This is a genomic window from Leuconostoc mesenteroides subsp. mesenteroides, assembly GCA_009676745.1.
Taxonomy (GTDB): domain Bacteria; phylum Bacillota; class Bacilli; order Lactobacillales; family Lactobacillaceae; genus Leuconostoc; species Leuconostoc koreense.
The window spans coordinates 1,018,164-1,040,683 of record CP046062.1; the positions used below are offsets into that span (position 1 = coordinate 1,018,164).

General features: G+C 37.3%; 18 protein-coding genes. 17 read left to right on the top strand and 1 reads right to left on the bottom strand.

Annotated features, from left to right (window positions below):
* Positions 1 to 137 precede the first annotated feature (137 nt).
* The 6 genes from ccpA to budA all read left to right on the top strand — a co-directional run bounded on the left by ccpA (position 138) and on the right by budA (position 7,518).
* Positions 138 to 1,145: a catabolite control protein A gene (gene ccpA, locus GJV51_05185; GenBank protein QGM25391.1), complete on the top strand. Its 1,008-nt coding sequence runs from the start codon at positions 138 to 140 to the stop codon at positions 1,143 to 1,145.
* A 108-nt stretch (positions 1,146 to 1,253) separates the two neighbouring features.
* A complete protein-coding gene (locus tag GJV51_05190) occupies positions 1,254 to 3,116 on the top strand; it encodes an acyltransferase family protein (protein ID QGM25392.1) in 1,863 nt (620 codons plus the stop codon).
* Between the two features lie 104 nt (positions 3,117 to 3,220).
* Positions 3,221 to 4,567, top strand: a complete 1,347-nt coding sequence (locus tag GJV51_05195; GenBank protein ID QGM25393.1) for an MFS transporter — start codon at positions 3,221 to 3,223, stop codon at positions 4,565 to 4,567.
* Between the two features lie 171 nt (positions 4,568 to 4,738).
* A complete protein-coding gene (locus tag GJV51_05200; GenBank protein QGM25394.1) occupies positions 4,739 to 5,695 on the top strand; it encodes a cation:proton antiporter in 957 nt (318 codons plus the stop codon).
* A 103-nt stretch (positions 5,696 to 5,798) separates the two neighbouring features.
* Positions 5,799 to 6,719, top strand: a complete 921-nt coding sequence (locus GJV51_05205) for an EamA family transporter (GenBank protein ID QGM25395.1) — start codon at positions 5,799 to 5,801, stop codon at positions 6,717 to 6,719.
* Between the two features lie 79 nt (positions 6,720 to 6,798).
* Positions 6,799 to 7,518, top strand: coding sequence for an acetolactate decarboxylase (gene budA, locus GJV51_05210; protein QGM25396.1), 720 nt, complete (start codon positions 6,799 to 6,801; stop codon positions 7,516 to 7,518).
* A 72-nt stretch (positions 7,519 to 7,590) separates the two neighbouring features.
* Here budA and GJV51_05215 read toward each other — a convergent pair whose 3' ends face one another.
* A complete protein-coding gene (locus tag GJV51_05215; GenBank protein QGM25397.1) occupies positions 7,591 to 8,445 on the bottom strand; it encodes an SIS domain-containing protein in 855 nt (284 codons plus the stop codon).
* A 129-nt stretch (positions 8,446 to 8,574) separates the two neighbouring features.
* Here GJV51_05215 and gnd point away from each other — a divergent pair, with 129 nt between their 5' ends.
* The 11 genes from gnd (at position 8,575) to cydB (ending at position 22,439) form a co-directional block, all read left to right on the top strand.
* Positions 8,575 to 9,483, top strand: a complete 909-nt coding sequence (gene gnd / locus GJV51_05220; protein ID QGM25398.1) for a decarboxylating 6-phosphogluconate dehydrogenase — start codon at positions 8,575 to 8,577, stop codon at positions 9,481 to 9,483.
* Positions 9,484 to 9,590: 107 nt separating this feature from the next.
* The gene (gene gntK / locus GJV51_05225) at positions 9,591 to 11,129 is read left to right on the top strand and encodes a gluconokinase (protein ID QGM25399.1); all 1,539 of its coding nucleotides are present in this window, start codon (positions 9,591 to 9,593) and stop codon (positions 11,127 to 11,129) included.
* Between the two features lie 77 nt (positions 11,130 to 11,206).
* Complete coding sequence (locus GJV51_05230; protein QGM25400.1) at positions 11,207 to 12,589, top strand: gluconate permease; 1,383 nt, start codon at positions 11,207 to 11,209, stop codon at positions 12,587 to 12,589.
* 225 nt (positions 12,590 to 12,814) lie between these two features.
* On the top strand, positions 12,815 to 14,245 hold the full coding sequence (locus GJV51_05235) for an amino acid permease (protein QGM25401.1): 1,431 nt from the start codon (positions 12,815 to 12,817) through the stop codon (positions 14,243 to 14,245).
* Between the two features lie 73 nt (positions 14,246 to 14,318).
* Positions 14,319 to 15,653: an aspartate aminotransferase family protein gene (locus GJV51_05240; GenBank protein QGM25402.1), complete on the top strand. Its 1,335-nt coding sequence runs from the start codon at positions 14,319 to 14,321 to the stop codon at positions 15,651 to 15,653.
* A gap of 257 nt (positions 15,654 to 15,910) precedes the next feature.
* Positions 15,911 to 18,592 carry an alanine--tRNA ligase gene (alaS, locus tag GJV51_05245; protein QGM25403.1) on the top strand — a complete coding sequence of 894 codons (2,682 nt, stop codon included), beginning with the start codon at positions 15,911 to 15,913 and terminating at the stop codon, positions 18,590 to 18,592.
* Positions 18,593 to 18,688: 96 nt separating this feature from the next.
* Positions 18,689 to 18,940, top strand: a complete 252-nt coding sequence (locus tag GJV51_05250) for an IreB family regulatory phosphoprotein (protein QGM25404.1) — start codon at positions 18,689 to 18,691, stop codon at positions 18,938 to 18,940.
* Positions 18,940 to 19,371 (top strand): Holliday junction resolvase RuvX, encoded by a 432-nt coding sequence (gene ruvX / locus GJV51_05255; GenBank protein ID QGM25405.1) that lies wholly within the window; start codon positions 18,940 to 18,942, stop codon positions 19,369 to 19,371. Before GJV51_05250 ends, ruvX begins: the two co-directional genes overlap by 1 nt.
* A gap of 76 nt (positions 19,372 to 19,447) precedes the next feature.
* A complete protein-coding gene (locus GJV51_05260) occupies positions 19,448 to 19,747 on the top strand; it encodes a DUF1292 domain-containing protein (GenBank protein QGM25406.1) in 300 nt (99 codons plus the stop codon).
* Positions 19,748 to 19,950: 203 nt separating this feature from the next.
* The gene (locus GJV51_05265; GenBank protein ID QGM25407.1) at positions 19,951 to 21,429 is read left to right on the top strand and encodes a cytochrome ubiquinol oxidase subunit I; all 1,479 of its coding nucleotides are present in this window, start codon (positions 19,951 to 19,953) and stop codon (positions 21,427 to 21,429) included.
* Complete coding sequence (cydB, locus tag GJV51_05270) at positions 21,426 to 22,439, top strand: cytochrome d ubiquinol oxidase subunit II (GenBank protein ID QGM25408.1); 1,014 nt, start codon at positions 21,426 to 21,428, stop codon at positions 22,437 to 22,439. Before GJV51_05265 ends, cydB begins: the two co-directional genes overlap by 4 nt.
* Positions 22,440 to 22,520 lie beyond the last annotated feature (81 nt).

Below are 22,520 nucleotides of genomic sequence, written 5' to 3' on the forward strand. Positions count from 1 at the left end.
CTTGTAACAGAGTGAAACAATAATGAAAACACTTATAATTAATGTTGTAAGCGTTTGCAATTTAATTCTAATTTGATATAATAGTGTAGATAACTTTTAAAAAAAATAATAATAAATGTATTAAAGAGGAATAAATTATGCAAAAAAAGCAAACGGCTACAATTTATGATGTTGCTAGCCGAGTTGGCGTATCTCTAGCTACAGTATCGCGAGTTGTGAATGGCAACAGTAATGTTCGTGAATCTACGAAACGTAAAGTATTGGATGCAATTGAAGAATTGGGTTACCACCCAAATGCTGTAGCACGCGGGCTAGCTTCGAAAAAAACAACTACCATTGGTGTTGTGATGCCAGACGTAACAGACATGTACTATTCAGAGTTAGCACGAGGAATTGATGATGTCGCTAATATGTACCATTACGATGTCTTGCTAACAAATACAGATGAAGATCCTGTGCGTGAAACGATGGCCATTAACAATCTTGCTAGCAAACAAGTTGATGGTATTATTTTTATGGGCAATGAATTAGATCGTGAAGTTTTAAAGACAATCTCATCTGTTGATGCACCAGTTGTTTTAGCTGGTTCTATTGATGCTGAAAAAGTGTTGCCAAGTGTTAACATTGACTATATTGCAGCTACTAAAGAAGCGGTTGAAATGGTAGTCAAAAATGGACATGAACGTGTGGCATTGGTTACTGGACCAATGGAGTATGCAATTAACAAACAACATCGTCTAGTTGGTTACCAAGAAGGCTTAGAAGCTGCCGGACAAGAGTTTAATGAGAAGTTGTTATTTGCCTCCCATCAGGACTATTCTGCTGGCTATCAAATCGCTGATAAAATTTTTGCTGCTAATGCAACAGCAGCTATCGTTTATGATGATGAAGTCGCATTGGGAATCATGAATTATATGCGTGATCAAGGAAAGTCAGTTCCTGAAGATTTTGAAATTATCACATCAAATGATACAAAATTTGCAATTGTGACGCGTCCAGCATTAACATCAATTGGTCAACCTAAGTACGACATTGGTGCAGTCGCAATGCGTATGTTAACTAAATTAATGAATAATGAAGTGGTCGATAATATGCAAGTCATGTTGCCACATACATTTGAAAAACGAGGAACAACAATTAGTTAAGAAATAATATTGAAACATTTGACATGTTACGTTAATAAAAGTAAAATAATAGAAATGATGTAAATTTCGTATATTTGAGATTATTGAGGGGACATAACGGTCAAAACTATGGAAAATCCAAAAAGACGTTATATCAGGGGATTTGATGGCTTACGTGCTTTAGCTGTCATTGGTGTTATTTTATTTCATTTGATGCCCACAAAATTTGTCGGTGGCTGGTTTGGTGTGCCACTTTTTTTTGTAATTTCAGGATATTTAATTACTGATCAATTAATACAAGAGTTTGATCGTAATCACAAGATTGCAATTTTTAAGTTTTACAAACGGAGAATTAAACGTTTGTATCCAGCCTTGGTAGTCATGTTGTTGATAGTGACTACGATAATTTTGCTTTTTGATCGTCAGTTAATCTACAATCTACGTCCCACTGTTGAGACTAATTTATTGTATATTTTTAACTTTTGGGCAGTTAATCATGGTTCATCCTATTTTCAACAATTTGGTGGAGCTTCACCTTTCACACATCTATGGTCACTTTCGATAGAAGGACAGTTTTATTTTATTTGGCCGCTAGTTGTTTGGGTTATTTTAAGATTAGCTTTGAAGCGAGAAAATATTGCTAGAGTACTCATACTGTTCTCATTACTTAGTGCGATATTAATGGCTGTTTTGTATGAGCCTACTGCTATTAATCGAGTATATTATGGAACTGACACACGACTATTTGCTATTCTATTAGGAACAGCCGTAGCATTTGTTTGGCCCTCTATTAAACTCACTAATTATGTTAGCAACAAGGTACGACGCTACCTTAATATTGCGGGACTCTGTTCGTTTTTACTTTGGATGTTGGGAACACTATGGTTGAATGGACAACAGCCTGCAACTTACTATGGATTGATGTACTTATTGACTATAGCAAGTACTATTTTAGTTGCTGTAACAGCTCATCCAGCTTCGCTTTTTTCCAAGGTATTGGATAATAAGATATTAAATTATTTAGGGAAGCGTTCTTACAGTATCTACTTGTATCAGTTGCCAGTTTTTGTTTTTTACGAAAAATTCATCCCACATTATCAACCTAATCTGTTGAATATACTGATTGAAATTGTCCTTGTATTGCTAGTCAGTGAAGTAAGCTACCGTTATGTTGAAAACTTTTTTCGGAATGGACAAAAGTTGCGACAGTATGGTCGGTGGATTGTGCAATCGCGAAATCGTTTTTTCTTGATTTTAACACCTACACTGATTTTTTTGCTTTTCATCGGTCATGGATTAGCAAGCCAAGATGCTGGACGCCCACAACCACAGACAGCATTACAGAAAAAATTACTTAAAAATAAATTGGCAGTAAGAAAAAGCAATAAAAAAGCACAACAAGCTAATAAACAAGCGCCCAAAAAATCAAATAATCAAAGTATGTCTACAGATGATAAAAAAATAGTTGCAACATATGATTTAAATGCCACACAATACATGAACTTCAAGAATATGTCATTTACAGCTATTGGCGATTCGGTTATGTTAGATTCAGCACCGTATCTTCAAGAGATTAATCCCAAGATATTTGTCGATGCAAAGGTCGGTCGACAAGCTTACGAAGCACCCGAGTTAGTGAAAAGTATGTCTAATAATAATGAGCTAGCACCAAACATCTTGGTAGGTTTAGGTACAAATGGTGAGATTAGAAGACAAGATTTAGATCGCATGATGAAAACCTTTGGTACAAAGCGACAGGTTTATTGGATTAATAATTTAGTACAAAGCAAACCTTGGCAAGAAGATAATAATGATATGCTGGCGAAAGCTAATAGTGATTATAAAAATCTGCATATTGTTGACTGGTATAGTCTGGCAAAAGAACATTCGGATTGGTTTGCTGATGATGGTGTCCACCAAGGCCCTCTGGGCGCACGGAACTATGTCAGATTGATTGTTGAAAAAACAGGTGAAGTGAATAAAATCAAATAAAAATTAATGTATACGGTGTTTTTCATGAAAATTTGTTCTTCAAAAGTTGAATTGCATGTTTATTTATATTAGAATGAATATAAATAATCTTTTGAGGAAAATTTATGTTTAAAAACATTAGAAAATTAACACCATTTTCACTTGCCTTATTATCGATTGCATTTATCATGTCGATTAGTCAGTCTACTATGACAACTGCTTATCCGATTCTAATGAAAAGTTTTAATGTTGATGCGAGCACCGTTCAGTGGTTAACAACGGGCTTTATGGTTGCAATGACACTTGTCATGCCACTAAGTCCTTGGCTTTTGGATAATGTGTCCTTACGTAAATTACTCAATGGTATTGTAGCCATTTTTTTACTAGGAACGTTTTTGGCTATGGTAACGCCAAGTTTTAACGGTATTATTATCGGGCGGTTGCTAGAAGGGTTAGCGGTGGGGGCTTTATTTCCGACATTTCAAAGTGTGATTATGGAAAATACTGATAAAACTCAACGTGGTGCAGCTATGGGCGTAGTTGGTTTAGTTATGGGTTCAGCATTAGCTGTTGGTCCGATTATTTCTGGTCTGGTTCTGCAGTGGATTTCTTGGCGTGCCTTATTTATGTTATTTTTTGTCATATTATTAATTTTGATTATTGTTTTACAAAATAAAATAGAAAACACGCATACTATGAAGCCATCTGAATTTGATTGGTTTTCAGCCATAACATTACTCGGATTTGGTGGTATTTTGTATGATATTTCAATCATTCCAACATCAGGAATTAACTTTTCGTGGTGGTTGATTTTAATAATTAGCATCGGCTTATTGGCCATATTCATTGTCCGTCAAATAAAATTACCGCAACCGTTTTTAGATCTAGCGGTACTCAAATATAGAGGCTATGTTCCAGCTATGTTTCTAACTGGATTATCGTACTCCGGATTGATTATTGCAACAGTTTTAATGCCTTTATTTTATCAAAAGGTTTTTCATTTCAGCCCATTGTGGTCAGGATTACTTATGGTGCCTGCGGCAATCTTTCTAAGTCAATTAAATCCAAAATCAGGGGTAATGCTCAACAGAATTGGATTAAAAAAATTAGTTTATATCGGTATGACAATGATGTTTGTAGGGTATGCAATTTTGGGTACTTTAGGGTCGATTTCATGGATAGCGTGCTTAATAGCAGCTATGTTACTTGAAGGAGGTAATGCATTCATTATGATGCCTTCAATTACTGCGGCAAATAATGCACTTCCTAAAAACCTAGTGAGTCATGGTACTGCAATTATTACCACAATGCGTCAAGTTATTGGCGCAGGTAGTGTTGTTGTTGCTTCTATTTTAATCACTGCAATTGATGTCAATTCGTCATTTGTAAATGCATTGCTAATGACAAGTCGTTGGTTTATTGTTGTGCCACTCATTGGATTATTACTGACAATCAGAATCAAGTCGGAGTAACTATTTGGTTTAAAATGTGCGATGGCGACTTGATTGCGTTCCAAAATAAAGCATGATAGTATTGAAAATAATAAATTATTAACGGTTGGGCGAAAGCTTCAAGAAGTTAACTGGTCGGGGAGCTAGTTAATTTTTTAAGCTTTTTCTTTTTGTTTGGGAGAAATAAATGATATGATAAACATTTTATTATTAATCACAATAACTCTATTGTTTGGGAAAGTGGCTATCAAGCTAGGTTTTGCAGAAGTCATAGGCCAGTTACTTGCTGGTATTGTTATAGGTATGAGCTTTTTAAACGTCGTTCATAGCACAAGTTTAGTTCATATGTTGTCTGAAATTGGTATTTTTATATTGATGCTAAGTTCTGGATTGGCGTCAGATATGAAAACAATGAAAAAATATGTCAAAGCTTCATCATTGATAGCAATCATGGGGGTTACTGTCCCGGTGATTGTATTTCCAATCGTATTTATTTTAATGGGATATAGTACATCAGTGTCTTTTTTTTCGGGTATAGTTTTTTCTGCCACATCAATATCAATTACATTAGCTGTTTTGGCTGAGCAAAAAAAGTTGGCATCAGTAGTTGGCGCAATAATATTGTCAGCTGCCATAATTGATGATGTCATCTCATTGGTAGCGGTCACTTTATTTTCGGTATTTATTGGTAATGGTGGCTTCAATATAAGTAGTCTGTTACCATTGCTTGCTTTTGTTATTGGCATTTTTCTTAGGAAAACATCGATTGCGGACCAAATATTCGAAAATACAAATCAGATTGGACAGTGGATTTTTTATCCTATTTTCTTTGGATCAATAGGCTTGAATGTTACGATAAGCCAGTTGAATAATAAAATTGTAGTGATTATCTTATTTATTTTGTTAGCGATTATCACAAAATTTATTGGCGCATGGATTGGAGCTAAAATGTCAGGATTGAAAAATACAGAAGCAAAAGCCATTGGTGCCGGTATGATATCGAGAGGGGAAATGGCGTTAGTGATTACACAGATAGGTTTATCATCACAAGTCATTAACGATACGGTATCAGGGGAGTTTATCTTGGTGATTATTTTTTCTACACTCATTGCACCAATTTTAATGAAACCATTATTTGCTAACATATAAAAGACTGAGTTTATATTTAAAAAATATAAAGACAAAATAGGTATACGAACCATTGATTAGGTTAGCCTAAATTATAATTAGTATTTGAAAGGGGTTAATTGGTATGAATAAGCAAGGTATAATTTATGGAGTTTTAAGCGCGACTTTATTTGGCATTAGTGGCATATTGGCAAGTATTTTATTTCATAATCAAAATATTAATCCGGAGTGGCTAGTTGGTGTCAGAATGATTTCGTCAGGGTTAATTTTGTTACTGTTATCATTTTGTTTTTTAGGTCGCCGGGTTTTTGAAATATGGCTGAACAAAAAAGATATTATTTTAATTATTTTATACGGCATTGTTGGTGTATTATTAGCACAATCTAGTTTCTTTTTATCTGTATACTTTGGTGATGCAGCAACAGCAACTATTTTGCAGTCACTTGGACCAACTATCATTGTTATTTTATTGAGCTTAGCAAAGAGAACGCTACCTTCACGCTTAGATACTTGGTCAATTCTGATTGCTTTAACTGGTGTATTTTTATTAATCACTAACGGTAATATTAATCAGTTAGTAGTCAATTATAAAGCCCTGTTTTGGGGTATACTATCTGCATTTGGTTTAGCTGCGTATACACTCATTCCAAAACCTTTGCTTAAAAAACGGTCACCTTTTGTTATAGTTGCTTGGGGATTATTGGTTGGCGGAATAGCTGAGAACTTTTTTCATCCTATTTGGTATATACCGTCTCAGGTAAGCACTGGAGACTGGATTATTATTATTTTTATTATTATAGCCGGTACATTACTATCTTATGCTTTATATGTGATGAGTTTGAGTCAATTAAAACCTACTACAGCAAGTTTACTATCTACCATTGAGCCGATGGTGGCGACCCTTTTGTCGGTGACACTTTTACATGTTCACTTAATGATGTTTCAAGTTGTAGGCATTATATTCATTATTTCAACAATATTTTTAATCAGCGTACCACTTGAGCGTATTTTTAAAAAAAGGATTAGTGATTCCAAAACAAATTAAGTGTTCGCTCAATATTCCTAGTTTATTTGCAATATCATACTGATAAACTTAAAATAATAGGTAAGAAGTGAGGCAAAACATGACAACAATATATCAACACGGTACATTAGCACAATTGGTAGCACGCCAAATGTCAGGGACAATAACAGTCGCTGAAATGTTGGAACATGGTGACACTGGCATCGGTACTTTTGAGGGGCTTAACGGTGAAGGTATTTTTCTAAATGGGGAAGCCTATCAAGCTGATAGCACAGGAAAAGTTCACCATATTACTGATAAACAAACAACATTACCTTTTGCATCGATTCATTTTGATCAACCTGAGGCAAGTCAAAAATTACCTTTTAAAAAAATAAAATACAGCAATTTGACCCAGAACTTGAAAGATGAACAACTATTTAACGTTTTTTCTGCCTTAAAATTTCATGGTGAGTTTGCTCACGTTCATGTTCGTATTGTAAAAAAACAACAGAAACCATACCCAAGTTTGTTACAAGTAGCTAAACAGCAACCAGAATTCAAAGCAGACAATATAACTGGTACATTGGTTGGCTATTATTCACCAAAAGTTTTTGGCGGCCCCACTGCACCAGGATGGCACTTACATTTTTTGTCAGATGATTTGACTTTTGCTGGTCATGTTTTGGACTTTGAAGCGACAGATGTGGATGGCACTTTAGAAGTATTTGATAACTTTTTGCAACATTTACCCATTGATGATGCTAACTTTAGAAGTATGAACCCCGATATAACTGATTTGGATAAAGCCATTGAAGCTAGTGAGGGTGGAAAGAATTAGTAGCATACTAGCATTTGTGGCGAATACTACGAAAAGTAATAATATCAAAAAAGGAGCTCATTGAGCTCCTTTTTAATGTGACCGTGTTTCTTCAATCACATCACGCATGGTATCAACCACACTCTGAGTATCTTGCGATAAATGTGAACCAACTAAAGTAAATAAGGTATCGATGATTGTAAGTTGTGCGATTAACGAACTCATGGATTCGCTTCGGAAATTAACTTCTTCTGCCAATGATAATAATACTAGATCCGCTAGTTTTGCTAACGGAGAATCTTTAAATGAAGTTACTGCGATGATTTTAACATGCTGTTCGTGTAATTTTTTTGCGATGAGCAGTGTGTCTTTATTTCGGCCGGAATGTGAAATAACAACAGCGGCATCACTTGAATTAAGTTTAACGGCTTGCATTAATTGAACATCGTAATCTGGGTGAGCGATGACGTCAATTGGCGTACGTAAGAACTTATGGTAAGCATTGAAAGCAACAATAGATGATCCACCGATACCAAAAAAGCCAACGCGACGAGCTGAAATTAAAGCTAATGTGGCTTCGTTTAATTGTGCTGCTGATAAGTTGCTAACGGTTGCTGCTAAAGCGTTTTCTGCACCACCAAAAACTTTTTGAGCAACCGCGATGGTATCATCTGTATCAGCTATTTCACCAAATAAATCGACGGATGTTGTCATTTGCGTTGCGGCACTAGCTAATGAAACGGAAAATTCACGAAATGATTCTAAACCAATTTTTTTGACAAATCGTGAAATGGTAGCGGTAGAAACACCAGAGAATTCAGACATTTCCTGAATATTAGCCTCGCTAGCTTCACTAACATGATTAACAATGAAATCAATTAATTTTTGTTCAGTTGTATTATATTGTTTACGTTGAGCCCGTAACTGGGCTATGATATTATTTGCCATTTTTAATGCTCCAATAAACTAATAATACAAGATTAGAAAACAATTTTCAATAATAAGGTTGCAATGTGTAAATTATTTTCATATAATAAAAGTGTATTAAAAACTCAAAAAACAAAGAGGTAAGTAGACATGAAGTTTGCAATGATCGGCCTTGGTAAGATGGGCTTGAACTTGGTAAAGAACGCCGTTGATAACGGTCACGAAGTTGTTGCGTTTGATTTAAACGCTGACTTTGTTAAGGAAGCAACTGACTATTCAGCATCAGTTGAAGCTGCTTCTGACATTGATGATATGTTGTCAAAGTTGCCATCTCCAAAGGCAGTTTGGGTTATGGTGCCAGCTGGTGTACCAACTAACTCAACAATCGATACATTGATTGAGAAGATGGACAAGGGTGACATCATTATTGATGGTGGTAACTCTAACTACAAGGATAACTTGGAACAAAACAAGCGTACATCTGCTGCTGGTATTAAGTTCTTTGATGCTGGTACTTCTGGTGGAATGAATGGTGCCCGTAACGGTGGTAACTTCATGATTGGTGGCGATGACGCCGAAGCTTGGAAGATTATCGAACCTTTGTTTAAGTCAATTTCTGAAGAAGATGGTTACTTGTACACAGGCCGTTTGGGTTCAGGTCACTACTTGAAGATGGTTCACAATGGTATCGAATACGGTATGATGCAAGCAATTGCTGAAGGATTCGAAGTATTGGAAGCTTCACAATTTGACTACGACTATGAAGCTGTTTCAAAGTTGTGGAACCATGGATCAGTTATTCGTTCATGGTTGATGGAGTTGGCTGAAGAACAATTCGCCAAGGATCCACATTTGGATGCTATCGCTGGTCGTATGCATTCTTCAGGTGAAGGTAAGTGGACAGTTCAAGAATCATTGGACTTGGACGTACCTGCACCAGTTATCTACCTATCATTAGCAATGCGTTACCGTTCATTGCAAGATGACACATTTACTGGTAAGGTTGTATCAGCTTTGCGTAACGGCTTCGGTGGTCACGCAATGGACGCAGCTAAGTAATTAATAGAAAATTTGTTCAGCTTAATGAACAAAGCTCCCGCTTAAGGGAGCTTTTTCTGTCTAGAATAGAAAATATTAAACGCATAACATCTATTGGAGGTAAATAAATGGAGTATATGATAGGCGTTGATGTCGGTACGACATCAACGAAGGCAGTGTTGTTCGATGATAAGAATGTTGTCGTAGCAAGTGCGAATAAAAGTTATACTTTGTACCGTGATTTGCCTGATATGGCTGAAGAGGATCTTGATGAACTTTTTGAGGCATTAGTTGCTGCGCTAGCAGAAGTGGTACGTGTAGCTGATTTGGATAAAGGTCATCAGATTACTGCTGTGTCATTTAGTTCAGCAATGCACTCATTAATTGCATTTGATGAAGATTGGAAACCATTGACACGTGCCATTACTTGGGCAGATACGCGTGCGGTGAAATATACCGAAGAATTAAAAGCTAATGGAATAGGTCAACAAATTTATAAAAATACAGGTACACCTATACATCCGATGGCACCATTGTCCAAATTATTATGGTTAAAATCAGAACATATTGATATTTATCAGAAAGCAGCACATTATTTGGGCATTAAGGAATACTTATTCCACCGACTTTTTGGCTCAAACAAAATGGATATTTCTATTGCTTCTGGAACTGGTTTGTTCAATATTTTTAATTTGGATTGGGATGAGCAGGCCTTGTCAGTAACCGGTGTTCAAAAAGAACAGTTGCCACAACCAGTTGAACCTTATGAGTACGAAACGAGTATGTTTGAAAAATATGCTGCGTTGATTGGGATTCCGGCCAATACACCGTTTGTTTACGGTGCAGGTGATGGGCCACTTTCAAATTTGGGTGTTAACGCAGTTAAACCAGGTGTTGCGGCTATTACAATTGGCACTTCAGGTGCTATTCGAGTTGTTTCAAAGCAACCTGTTATCGATCCTAAGGGACGTACGTTTACCTATGCTTTGGATAAAGACAATTGGGTTGTTGGTGGTCCTGTTAATAATGGCGGGGATGTGTTCCGATGGGCACGAGATAATATGTTTGATGCTGAAAAATCAACAGCTGCGCTACTTGGAAAAGATTCTTATGATTTGTTAACAGAAATTGCGGAGCGTATTCCGGCTGGATCCGAAGGCCTAATTTTCCATCCATACCTAGGCGGCGAACGTGCACCAATTTGGGATGCCAACGCTCGCGGATCATTCTTTGGTCTTAATCATGGGCATACGCGCGCGCATATGTTACGTGCAGTATTAGAGGGTATTACTTTTAATGTGTTCATGGTCAGCTTGGCACTCGAAGAGGTTGTGGGTGATTTGAAATCCATCCAAGCAACAGGTGGTTTTGCACGCTCACCATTGTGGCGGCAAATGTTTGCGGATATTTTTGAACAACCTGTCACAGTTCCGGAGGCATTTGAATCCGGTGCATTAGCTGCAGTTATTGTTGCACAAAAAGCACTGGGGAAAATTGATAGCTTATATGAAATTGAGAAATACATTGGAGCAGCTAACACGTATTTCCCCGAACCAAAAAACTTTGAAGCTTACCGAGAATTAGCACCAATCTTTATCCGATTATCTCGTCAATTGCAGACAGAATATCAAAATATTGCTAACTATCAAAGAAAGCATTCAAAATAGTTACTGAACATGAGCAGGGGAAGAATGTATTTGTAAATGAAAAGGAGATAACGGCCAGAGACCGTTAGTACAAGTAGATGGAATTTGTTATGTTAATTGTGTCAATTTTGATTTTGCTTATTTTGATTGCAAAACTAAAGTTAAACACATTTGTTTCATTAATTATTACTGCTTTTATTCTTGCCTTGTTGCTTGGCATGAAGCCCATGGAGATACCAAATGCCGTTCTTGGTAGTGAAGGAGTAGGAAATATTCTTGGTCCAAACTCGGTAATCTTTATTTTTGGTGGTATGATTGGCCGCTTAGTCGCTGATGCAGGTGGATCGTACCGTATTGCTAAAACATTGATTGATTGGTTTGGCGTTAAACGCCTACAATGGGCAGTATTAATTGCATCATTTATCATTGGTATTTCTATGATATTTGGTGTTGGTATGGTGTTGTTAATTCCAATCGTATTTGCCGTTGCTATTGAAGCTGGCGTGCCATTGCTTTACTTAGGAATCTCAATGACAGCTGCCTTAAGTTCGGCACAAGGATTTTTGCCACCACAGCCGGCACCAACAGCTGTTGCCTCAGCTTTAGGTGCTAATATTGGTATGATGTTGATTTTCGGTTTGATTGTATCAGTAATTACTGCCGTTGTTGCTGGTCCAGCATTTACAAAATTAGCACAAAAATATGCACCAGATGCTTTTCAGTTTAAAACAGAAATTGAAGCAGTTGGACCCGCAAAAAAGTATGACTTGAATGCAACACCAAATTTTGGTTTGTCCGTACTAACGTCTGTCTTTCCATTAGTATTCATGATCATTGCTACAATTTATAAGTTGATTTACACAGGTGGCGTTACGCCAAAGAACCCAAACACAGTTGATCAAATTGTTGAATTTGTAGCTAATCCAGCTGTAGCTATGACAATTGCATTAGTTTTTGCTATTTTTACAATGGGTATTTGGCAAAAGAAAACAATGGTTGAAGTAGGAAAATCATTGAATGAAGGCATGTCAGCCGTTGCTGGAATTTTGTTGATTGTTGGTGGTGGTGGTGCCTTGCGTGGTGTCTTGGTTACATCAGGATTATCTGACAAGATTGCAACAATTTTCCAAGCCGGTGGCGCCATGAGTCCGATTGCTATTGTCTTATTCGCTTGGGCTGTTGCTGCAGTCTTACGAATTTCGGTGGGTTCAGCTACTGTTGCTGGTATGACAGCAGCTGGTATTGTGACTGGAATTCTAGCAGCCAACCCTGGTAACACATTATTGCCAGTCTTCGTGGCGTTAGCTATTGGTGCTGGGTCATTAATCGCATCACACGTGAATGATGCAGGTTTTTGGATTTTTAAAGAATTTTTCGACTTATCAGTTAAGCAAACATTCCAAATTTGGACTGTTTTAGAAACAATTATTTCCGTGACTGGTTTGATTATTATTTTAATTTTGACATCTGTATTTGCTTAAATTCAAAATGCTATTCCGATTGGAGTAGCATTTTTTAATTTGGAAATTTCGTTAGAAATAACTATATTCTATGTAAACTATATCGAAGTGCTATTTTATTATTAAAATATCATGAAAATAATAATTTGATTGGCATAATCATTCCTTATATGGGAAACGTTGACAATAAAATTAGAAAATGTTAATATATTAAAGTAACTTTTATAGAGTTGAAGGGATAAACATATGTCAGAATCAAAAACAAGAACAGGATGGCTACATAAAGCGACTCCTGCTAGTTTTACTAATAGTGATCGACATCTACGTAAGACGTTAGGTGTTAAAGAAATGTTAGCTTTAGGTATTGGGACTATCGTATCTACAGCTATCTTTACCTTGCCAGGTATTGTGGCAGCTAACCATGCTGGACCAGCAGTGGCGATTTCATTCGTAATTGCGGCAATTGTTTCAGGACTTGCTGCGTTTGCCTATGCGGAGTTTGCTTCAGCATTACCATTTGCTGGATCTGCTTACTCTTGGGCCAACGTTGTCTTTGGTGAAGTATTTGGCTGGATTGCCGGTTGGGCACTTTTGGCGGAATATTTCATTGCTGTCGCTTTCGTGGCTTCCGGTTGGTCAGCAAACTTTAAGTTATTCCTTGGCTCACATAACTTAGTATTACCAAAGGCTTTGGCTGGTTCATTTGCCGCTGGAAATGGTGGCGTTATTGACATAGCTGCACTATTTGCGGTTTTGATTATTGCAGTATTATTATGGCGCGGAACAAACACCACGGCTCGTGTTGAAAATGTGTTGGTTATTGGTAAGGTATTAGTCATCTTAATCTTTATTGGGGTTGGATTAACAGCTATTCATCCTGGTAATTACGTACCATTTATTCCTGAATACAATGCTAAAACTGATTTTGGTGGTTGGCAAGGAATTTTTGCCGGTGCTTCACAAATTTTCTTAGCTTACATTGGGTTTGATTCTATTGCTGCTAGTTCAGCTGAAGCAAAGGATCCCAAGAAGACTATGCCACGTGGTATCATTGGTTCTTTAGTTATCGCAACAATTCTTTTCGTAACAGTAGCGCTTGTATTAGTTGGTATGTTCCACTATACAGAGTATAAAGACAACGCGGCTCCTGCTGCCTGGGCATTATTGCACTCAGGCCATGAATTTACATCTAATCTGTTATCAGTGGTTGCCCTAGTTGGTATGTTTACAGCAATTATTGGTATGATGTTGGCCGGTTCACGCCTGCTTTATGCTTTCGGTCGTGATGGTTTGTTGCCAAGTTTTCTAGGCAAAGTTAATGATAAAGGCTTGCCAAACAATGCTTTGTTAGTATTGTCAGTCATTGCCATCTTGATTGGATCAGTATTTAGCTTCACTGAATTAGCAGGTCTAATTTCTGCTGGGACATTGATTGCCTTTATCATTGTTTCTCTTGGTATTTATGCATTACGTCCTCGTGAAGGTAAGGATATTCAAGAACCCGGCTTCAAAATGCCATTTTATCCAGTGATGCCAGCATTGGCTGCATTGGGATCTGGATTTATTTTCTATGAGTTGGATAATCAAGCAAAAATTTATGCTTTTGGTTGGTTTGTACTCGGCATAATCATTTATGCTGTTTATGGTTCTAAGCATAGTAAGTTGTCTCAGAAATAAGCTAACAAAAAGTCCTGAATTTACAGGGCTTTTCTTGTATACAAATCTAAAATAAGTGTGAAAGCTGCTAAAAATGTCAAAAAATAAAAAAATTTTAGAAGAAGAAAAGATTTACTTGGCAAATGCAACACGGGTTAAATATTTTGATATTGTCATTGATCACGGAAAAGGTGCCATCATTACTGATGCAGATGGGCATGATTATATTGACCTATTAGCCAGTGCAAGCGCTACTAATACTGGTCATTCACATCCAAAAGTTGTGGAAGCAATTTCTAACCAAGCACAAAAGCTAATTCAGTATACGCCTGCATATTTTGCTAATACGGTAACTGCAAAATTAGCTGAACGTTTAGTAGATATGGCACCAGGAGACTTCCAAAAGCAAGTTGCTTTTGGTAATTCAGGATCGGATGCAAACGATGCGATTATCAAGTTTGCTCGTGGTTATACTGGGCGACAATATGTTGTTAGCTTTACTGGCGCTTATCATGGGTCCACATATGGTTCGCTTTCTATTTCAGGAGTTAGTTTGAATATGGCTCGAAAAATTGGACCACTCTTGCCAAACACGGTAAAGGCACCTTTTCCTGATCAGACACAGCGAATGGCCGGAGAAAGTGACTGTGATTTTTCCGAGCGTTTATTTAAACAGTTTAAATTACCATTTGAGACTTATTTACCAGCAGATGAAGTGGCGTTAGTTATTATTGAACCTATTCAAGGTGATGGTGGAATTATCAAAGCACCACAACGCTATGTTGAATTGGTTTATGAGTTCACACGCAAACATGGCATTGTTTTCGCGGTTGACGAGGTTAACCAGGGCCTTGGACGAACTGGTGAAATGTGGTCAATTGATCATTTTGGTATTGCTCCAGATTTAATGAGTATTGGTAAATCGATTGCTAGTGGATTACCTTTAAGTGCGGTTGTTGGACGTAAAGAAATTATGGATAGTTTGCAAGCACCAGCTAATGTTTACACGACTGCTGGGAATCCAGTAACCGCAGCAGCAGCACTGGCCACGCTCGACGTCATTGAAGAGGAAAAATTAGTCGAACGCTCTCGACAGCTAGGTGGTCGTGCTAAAGTATTTTTTGATTCTGCTGCTAAAAAGTATGATTTCATCGGTGACGTCCGTATATATGGCTTGAATGGTGGCATTGATATTATTAATGACAAAGGTGAACCCGATATCGAAGCAACCAATAAGTTAATCTATCGTATTTTTGAGTTAGGAGCGATAATGATTAGCTTAAGAGGGAACATATTACGCTTTCAACCGCCACTAGTCATTAAAGAAGAAGAACTACAGCACGCCTTTGAGATATTAGAACAAGCATTTTCTGATTTAGCATCGGATAAAATTTCATTACCAAAAACTGATAATCACATTGGTTGGTAATATGATATAATGATTAAGAATTCTGGACATACGAATTAGCCGTCCGTCAGCTAGAAATGTGCTGGGTGATGAAAAGCACACGTTGGTTTTTTTGTGCTACCAGACTTAATTGTGATTGAAAAATCACCGCTACTCAGCGTTATGAGAGATAAAGGTAAAGATTGTGTTTAAGATCATTACAAATTGCGGTGGTACCACGGTAGAGCGTCCGCACTTTGTTTTGGTCTTTTTATATTTTTTAAGGAGAAAAAGTTTTCATGAAAGAATTGAGTTCAGCAGAAATTCGCCAAATGTTTTTAGATTTTTTTGCTTCTAAGGGGCACGAAGTTGTACCTTCAAAAAATCTGATTCCGCAAGACGATCCAACGTTGTTATGGATTAATTCCGGTGTTGCGACTTTAAAAAAGTATTTTGATGGTACAGTAGTTCCCAATAATCCACGTATCACTAATTCTCAAAAGGCTATTCGTACTAATGATATTGAAAACGTTGGGAAAACAGCTCGGCATCATACACTTTTTGAAATGATGGGTAACTTTTCAATCGGTGATTATTTTAAAGAACAAGCAATTCCTTGGGCTTGGGAGTTATTGACTAGCCCGGATTGGTATGGCTTAGATGCTGAAAAATTGTATGTAACTGTGTATCCTAAAGATCAGGAAGCTAGAAAAATTTGGGAAGAGAAAACTAGCTTACCAGACGGCCACATCTATGAAGTTGAAGATAACTTTTGGGATATTGGTGAGGGACCTTCTGGCCCTGATTCTGAAATATTCTTTGATCGTGGTAGCGCCTTCCAAGATTTACCTGATGATGATCCAGAAATGTATCCGGGCGGTGAAAATGAACGTTATCTAGAAATTTGGAATCTTGTTTTCTCTCAGTTTAATCATTTGCCTGGACTAACGGATAATTCACAATATCCTGAGTTACCGCATAAAAACATTGATACTGGTATGGGACTTGAACGAGTTGTATCTGTTTTCCAAAATGGCCGTACTAACTTTGATACGGACTTGTTTTTACCTATCATCCGGGCTACAGAGAAATTGTCAAATCAATTTACCTATAATGATAGCGAAGATTCAGAGATTAATACGAGTTTCAAAGTAATTGCCGACCATATTCGTGCAATAACATTTGCAATTGGGGATGGTGCTTTGCCCTCAAATGAGGGACGTGGATATGTTATTCGCCGCTTGTTGCGTCGCGCAGTTTTGCATGGACAAAAATTAGGCATTAAAGGACAGTTTTTAACTAATTTGGTACCAATTGTTGGAGACATCATGGAAAGCTACTATCCAGAAGTCAAAGCCAACACTGCCAAGATTCAAAAGACTGTTGCTGCTGAAGAAAAACGCTTTAATGCAACATTAACAGGCGGACTAGCTTTGTTGAATGAGGTAATTAAAGAAGCTAAAAAAACGGGCCAGACACAAATTAGTGGTGCCGCTGCTTTCAAGTTATCTGATACTTATGGGTTCCCACTTGAATTGACGCAAGAGCAAGCTGAAGATGCTGGATTGACAGTAGATGTGGATGAATACAACGAGGAATTGCAAGCACAACGCGTTAGAGCTCGTGCTGCACGTGCTAATACTAAGTCAATGGGTGTTCAAAATGCCGTGTTAACCGATTTACATGTTGACTCAAAGTACGTTGGTTGGTCTCAAACTGAAGTCAATCATGCGGAAATCGTTGCTATTATTGGTCAAGATGAACAAGGTATTGATGCGTTATTGGATAATGTTGCTGTTAATACTACCGTACAAGTAGCTTTTGATGTAACACCCTTCTATGCCGAAATGGGTGGACAAGTGCCTGACTTTGGGGATGTTTTGAACACAAGTGGAGATGTGATTGCTCGTGTGACAGATGTTCAAATTGCTCCAAACGGACAACATATTCATACGGTTGATGTCATTTCAAGCTTTACCCTTGGAGACAAAGTCGATTTGAAGGTTGATATGGCACGTCATGTTGCTGTTTCCAAAAACCATACAGCAACGCACATGTTAGACCAATCATTGCGTAATGTACTTGGTGGAGATGTTCATCAGGCTGGTTCATTAGTAGAACCAGAATATTTAAGGTTTGATTTTAATAATGAGGGACCAGTTTCAAGTGAAGATCTTGATAAAATAGAGTCGATGATGAATCAAGAAATTACTAAGAATCTACCAGTTACTTGGCTAGAAACTGACATTGAGTCTGCAAAAAAATTAGGTGCAGTTGCCGTATTTGGTGAGAAATATGGTGATCAGGTCCGTATTGTATCAATTGGTGACTTTAACAAGGAGTTTGATGGTGGTACACATGCTAATTCTACTGCAGAGTTAGGTCTGTTTAAAATTGTTAGTGAATCAGGAATTGGTGCAGGGGTACGCCGTATTGAAGCTGTAACTGGTCTACAAGCACTTGCACAATATAAAGCTCAGGAACAAGCCTTGAAAGAAATTGCTACTGCTTTGAAGGCACAAAAGCTAACTGATGCGCCAGAGAAGGTATATGATTTGCAAACTGATTTGCGTACGGCGCAGCGAAAAGCGGAGTCCTTAGAAGCTAAGTTAGCGAATGCTACGGCAGGTGAAATTTTTAATGATGTAAAAACTATCAATGGGCATACTTATATTACTGCTCAGTTACAGGTTTCTGGCATGGATGGCTTACGACAAGTTGCGGATAACTGGAAAGAAAATTATCCATCAGATGTTTTGGTACTAGCAACCGTTGCTGATGAGAAAGTAAGTTTGATTGTTGCCGCTGCCCCAGATGCCAATCAAGCAGGTATTAAGGCCGGCGAACTCATTAAATCCATTGCCCCACACATAGGTGGTGGTGGTGGTGGACGCCCAGATATGGCTCAAGCTGGTGGAAAAAAGCCTGCAGGCATTTCAGATGCATTTGCTGCAGTTTCGGCGTTCTTATCAGATAAGTAACTTGTTTGTAACTTGATTGATGTGATTATGGCGTAGTATAATGGGTGAATAAACAAGGCAGTATGGAGATAATTTCTAGAGAAAGGAGCGTGTACTATGACAGTAGGAGATGAAACAGCAATATTTGATTTTGGTAATCAAATGCCAAAAGATATTCATGAAACACTTGAGATTGTGTATAGTTCATTGGAAGAAAAAGGGTATAATCCAATTAATCAAATAGTTGGTTACTTAATGTCTGGCGATCCGGCCTATATCCCACGTTTAAATGACGCACGAAATTTAATTAAACGTCATGAACGCGATGAAATCATTGAAGAACTTGTACACGCCTATTTGAAAAAATAATGCGCATATTAGGACTAGATGTTGGTAGTCGAACAGTTGGTGTATCGGTTAGTGATCCAATGGGATGGACAGCACAAGGTGTTGAAATCATCCGTATCAACGAGGAAGATAAAGAATTTGGTATTGAGCGTTTGGGAGAAATCATTAAAGAAAAAAACGCAACAGGTGTTGTTCTAGGTTTGCCAAAAAACATGAACAATAGTGAGGGACCACGTGCGGAAGCAGCCCGAAACTATGCCAAGTTGATTGAGGAAACATTTGGGTTACCAACTGACTTTCAAGACGAACGGTTAACTACGGTAGAAGCTGAACGTATGCTCATTGAAGAAGCTAACGTATCGCGTAAAAAGCGCAAAAAAGTTATCGATAAAATAGCTGCGGAATTTATTTTACAAAATTATTTAGATTCGAAAGGCAAGTTAACCAAGTAGAATAAAAGCCCTGTCCCTATACGGAACAAGGCTTTTATTGTATAATGAACTTATAATATTTGATAAGGAAAAGAAAATGAGCGAAAATAACTCAGAAGTACAAAAAATTACGTTAATTGATGAAAGTGGTGATGAAGCATTATATGAAGTGTTATTCACATTCCATTCAGATGAGTACAATAAAGATTATATTTTGTTAGTACCAGAAGGTATTGAAGACGATGAAGAAGTTGATATTCAAGCATATATCTTCAATCCGGATGAAAACGGCGACGCTACAGAGGAAGAATTAATTCAAATTGAAGATGATAAAGAATGGGATATGGTTGAAGAAGTTCTAAATACTTTCCTTGAAGATGATTCTAACTTCAACTAATACTATGTAGCAACAATAATTACTGATATTCATGATGTAACTATCATGGATATTTTTATTTTGTATTAAAATGGTCAAATCGCTTTCAACGTAGTTTATCAAGTGATAAACTAATAAAGGTAGAAACTACTTAATTTAGAGTTAGTTTAAATATTTAAGATAGACATGTCAAAAATTTAGTCGTGTCTTTTGGAGGAGCTATTATGGTTACGTTAGTGGGCATACTTGATTTAGCACGTTTTCAGTTTGCGATGACCACGATTTTTCATTTTTTCTTTGTACCGATGTCAATTGGTTTAGCCGTCGTCGTTGCATGTATGGAAACAATGTATGTGATTAAAAAAGAAGAAGTATATAAGAAAATGGCCCAATTCTGGAGCAAAATTTTCTTACTCAGTTTCGCTGTTGGTGTTGTAACTGGTATTATTCAAGAGTTCCAGTTCGGCATGAATTGGTCAGAGTATTCGCGGTATGTGGGGGACATATTTGGTGCACCATTAGCGATAGAAGCATTAGTTGCTTTTTTTGCTGAATCAACATTTATTGGCTTATGGTCATTCACATGGGATCGTTTCAAGCCGGCAGTTCATGTTCTTTTTATTTGGATTGTAGCGATTGCTTCTAGTTTATCAGCATTATGGATTTTAGCTGCTAATTCATTTATGCAAAATCCTGTTGGGTATGCTATTGATAATAATATGGGGCGGGCAGAGTTGACAAATATTTTTGCATTGTTGACTAATAAACAACTATGGATTGAATTTCCGCACGTCTTAATGGGCACTTTCGTAGCAGGTGGTTTTATCATTGCAGGAATGTCAGCATTTAAATTATTAAAGCTGAAAAAGAATGACGTGCAGGTTGACTTTTTCCGCAAATCAATAAATATTGCTTTGTTTGTTGGTTTAATAGGAGTTGGCGGAGCCTTATATACAGGTGATCAGCATGCTTTTGAATTGCAATCTATGCAGCCAATGAAATATGCAGCAATGGAAGGGGTTGATGAAACGATTGATTCGTCAAAGCGTGCTGACAAAGCACAACCATGGTCATTGATTTCCGTGACCAATCCAAAGACACATAAGGTGGTTGCAAGAATCGAAATACCATATGCTTTGTCTATTTTAGGAAACCATTCGTTGACAGGTGGTAAAACTGTCGGAACCACAGAGTTGAACAAAAAATTTGAAAAAAAATATGGTAAAACGCATGATGGCATTAAAAACTATTACGTTCCAGAGAATACATTGTTTTATGCCTTTCGCGTGATGGCGATGGGAGCCGGGTTACTGGGGTTGGTTGCTGTTGTAGCGCTTTGGTTCAATCGTAAAAAAACAAATTTAATTTTGACTCAGCGTTGGTTTTTATGGATTTTAGGAATTATGACGTTTTTCCCATTTGTTATAAATACCGCGGGGTGGTTAGTAACAGAATTAGGACGATATCCTTGGGTTGTTTATGGATTAATGACAATTGCTGATGCTGTATCACCTAATGTTTCGGCTGCTTCATTGCTTATTTCAAATATTATTTACTTCTTAACATTTGCAACACTCGGTGGTGTAATGATTTGGTTATCTCGTCGCGTATTACATGCAGGTCCTGATGCTGAAAAAGAAGCAGAATTATCACCAAGAGATCCATACGAGGATTTAGCAGGAAGTGAGGGAACAGCAAGATGAGTTTCTTACAAATTTTATGGTTTATTTTAATTGCCGTATTGTGGTCAGGTTTCTTCTTTCTAGAAGGATATGATTTTGGTATTGGTATGCAGTTTATTTTTAATTCTCGTAACCAGGATGATCGGGAAGCACTGTATGAATCTATTGGACCCCATTGGGATGCCAATGAGGTTTGGTTAATTACCGCTGGTGGTGCAATGTTTGCAGCTTTTCCTTACTGGTATGCATCGCTCTTTTCTGGCTTTTATCTACCATTGTTTATTGTATTGATGGCATTGATTTATCGTGGCGTTGCCTTTGAATTTCGTGAACATATGCCTACCATTCAAGGGTCACAATTGTGGGAACGATTTATCGCAATCAGCTCGTTTATCGCACCATTTTTCTTAGGAATGATTTTTACTGCCATGGTATCAGGTATGCCAATGGATGCTAAGGGAAATTTGTCGGCCGGATTGTTTGACTATGTCACACCATTTACACTTGTGGGCGGTATTGCCGTCACATTAATGAGTTATGTACATGGCTTAAACTACACACGCCTACGTATTATCGGTGATATTCGTACAAGGGCAATGACGCAATTGAAAGTATTTTATCCAATTTTGTTGGCTGGAGAAGCGTTATTTGCAATTCTACTGTTCTTCTACACGGATTTTTTCCAAACTAAATTGTTGTGGACATTAGTTATATTAGTGGCGATTGTCCTCTCCACTGTTATTGGCTGGTATTTAACGGTTAATCTGAAAAAAGAAGTTGTCCCATTTATTTTATCGGGTTTGACCTTGGTTGAAGTAGTTATCTTACTATTTGTTGGCCTATTCCCTCGTTTAATGGTAGCTGACAATCCATTACACAGTTTAAAAATTATTAATGCATCGTCATCGCCATATACATTAACAGTGATGTCATTTGTTGTATTAACAGCTTTACCATTGACATTAGGATACCAAATATGGAGTTTCTGGGTTTTCCGTAAGCGTATTATAGCTGATAAAGTGGTTGAATAATAAATCTAAAAACGTTTACAATTGATTGTAGGCGTTTTTTATTTTAAGGAGCATGTTTGGCAAGGTATTGTTATTTAGATG

Coding starts and splice junctions, on each gene's coding strand:
- ccpA (QGM25391.1), top strand. CDS start 138: ATGCAAAAAAAGCAAACGGCTACAATTTATGATGTTGCTAGCCGAGTT.
- GJV51_05190 (QGM25392.1), top strand. CDS start 1,254: ATGGAAAATCCAAAAAGACGTTATATCAGGGGATTTGATGGCTTACGT.
- GJV51_05195 (QGM25393.1), top strand. CDS start 3,221: ATGTTTAAAAACATTAGAAAATTAACACCATTTTCACTTGCCTTATTA.
- GJV51_05200 (QGM25394.1), top strand. CDS start 4,739: ATGATAAACATTTTATTATTAATCACAATAACTCTATTGTTTGGGAAA.
- GJV51_05205 (QGM25395.1), top strand. CDS start 5,799: ATGAATAAGCAAGGTATAATTTATGGAGTTTTAAGCGCGACTTTATTT.
- budA (QGM25396.1), top strand. CDS start 6,799: ATGACAACAATATATCAACACGGTACATTAGCACAATTGGTAGCACGC.
- GJV51_05215 (QGM25397.1), bottom strand. CDS start 8,445: ATGGCAAATAATATCATAGCCCAGTTACGGGCTCAACGTAAACAATAT.
- gnd (QGM25398.1), top strand. CDS start 8,575: ATGAAGTTTGCAATGATCGGCCTTGGTAAGATGGGCTTGAACTTGGTA.
- gntK (QGM25399.1), top strand. CDS start 9,591: ATGGAGTATATGATAGGCGTTGATGTCGGTACGACATCAACGAAGGCA.
- GJV51_05230 (QGM25400.1), top strand. CDS start 11,207: ATGGAATTTGTTATGTTAATTGTGTCAATTTTGATTTTGCTTATTTTG.
- GJV51_05235 (QGM25401.1), top strand. CDS start 12,815: ATGTCAGAATCAAAAACAAGAACAGGATGGCTACATAAAGCGACTCCT.
- GJV51_05240 (QGM25402.1), top strand. CDS start 14,319: ATGTCAAAAAATAAAAAAATTTTAGAAGAAGAAAAGATTTACTTGGCA.
- alaS (QGM25403.1), top strand. CDS start 15,911: ATGAAAGAATTGAGTTCAGCAGAAATTCGCCAAATGTTTTTAGATTTT.
- GJV51_05250 (QGM25404.1), top strand. CDS start 18,689: ATGACAGTAGGAGATGAAACAGCAATATTTGATTTTGGTAATCAAATG.
- ruvX (QGM25405.1), top strand. CDS start 18,940: ATGCGCATATTAGGACTAGATGTTGGTAGTCGAACAGTTGGTGTATCG.
- GJV51_05260 (QGM25406.1), top strand. CDS start 19,448: ATGAGCGAAAATAACTCAGAAGTACAAAAAATTACGTTAATTGATGAA.
- GJV51_05265 (QGM25407.1), top strand. CDS start 19,951: ATGGTTACGTTAGTGGGCATACTTGATTTAGCACGTTTTCAGTTTGCG.
- cydB (QGM25408.1), top strand. CDS start 21,426: ATGAGTTTCTTACAAATTTTATGGTTTATTTTAATTGCCGTATTGTGG.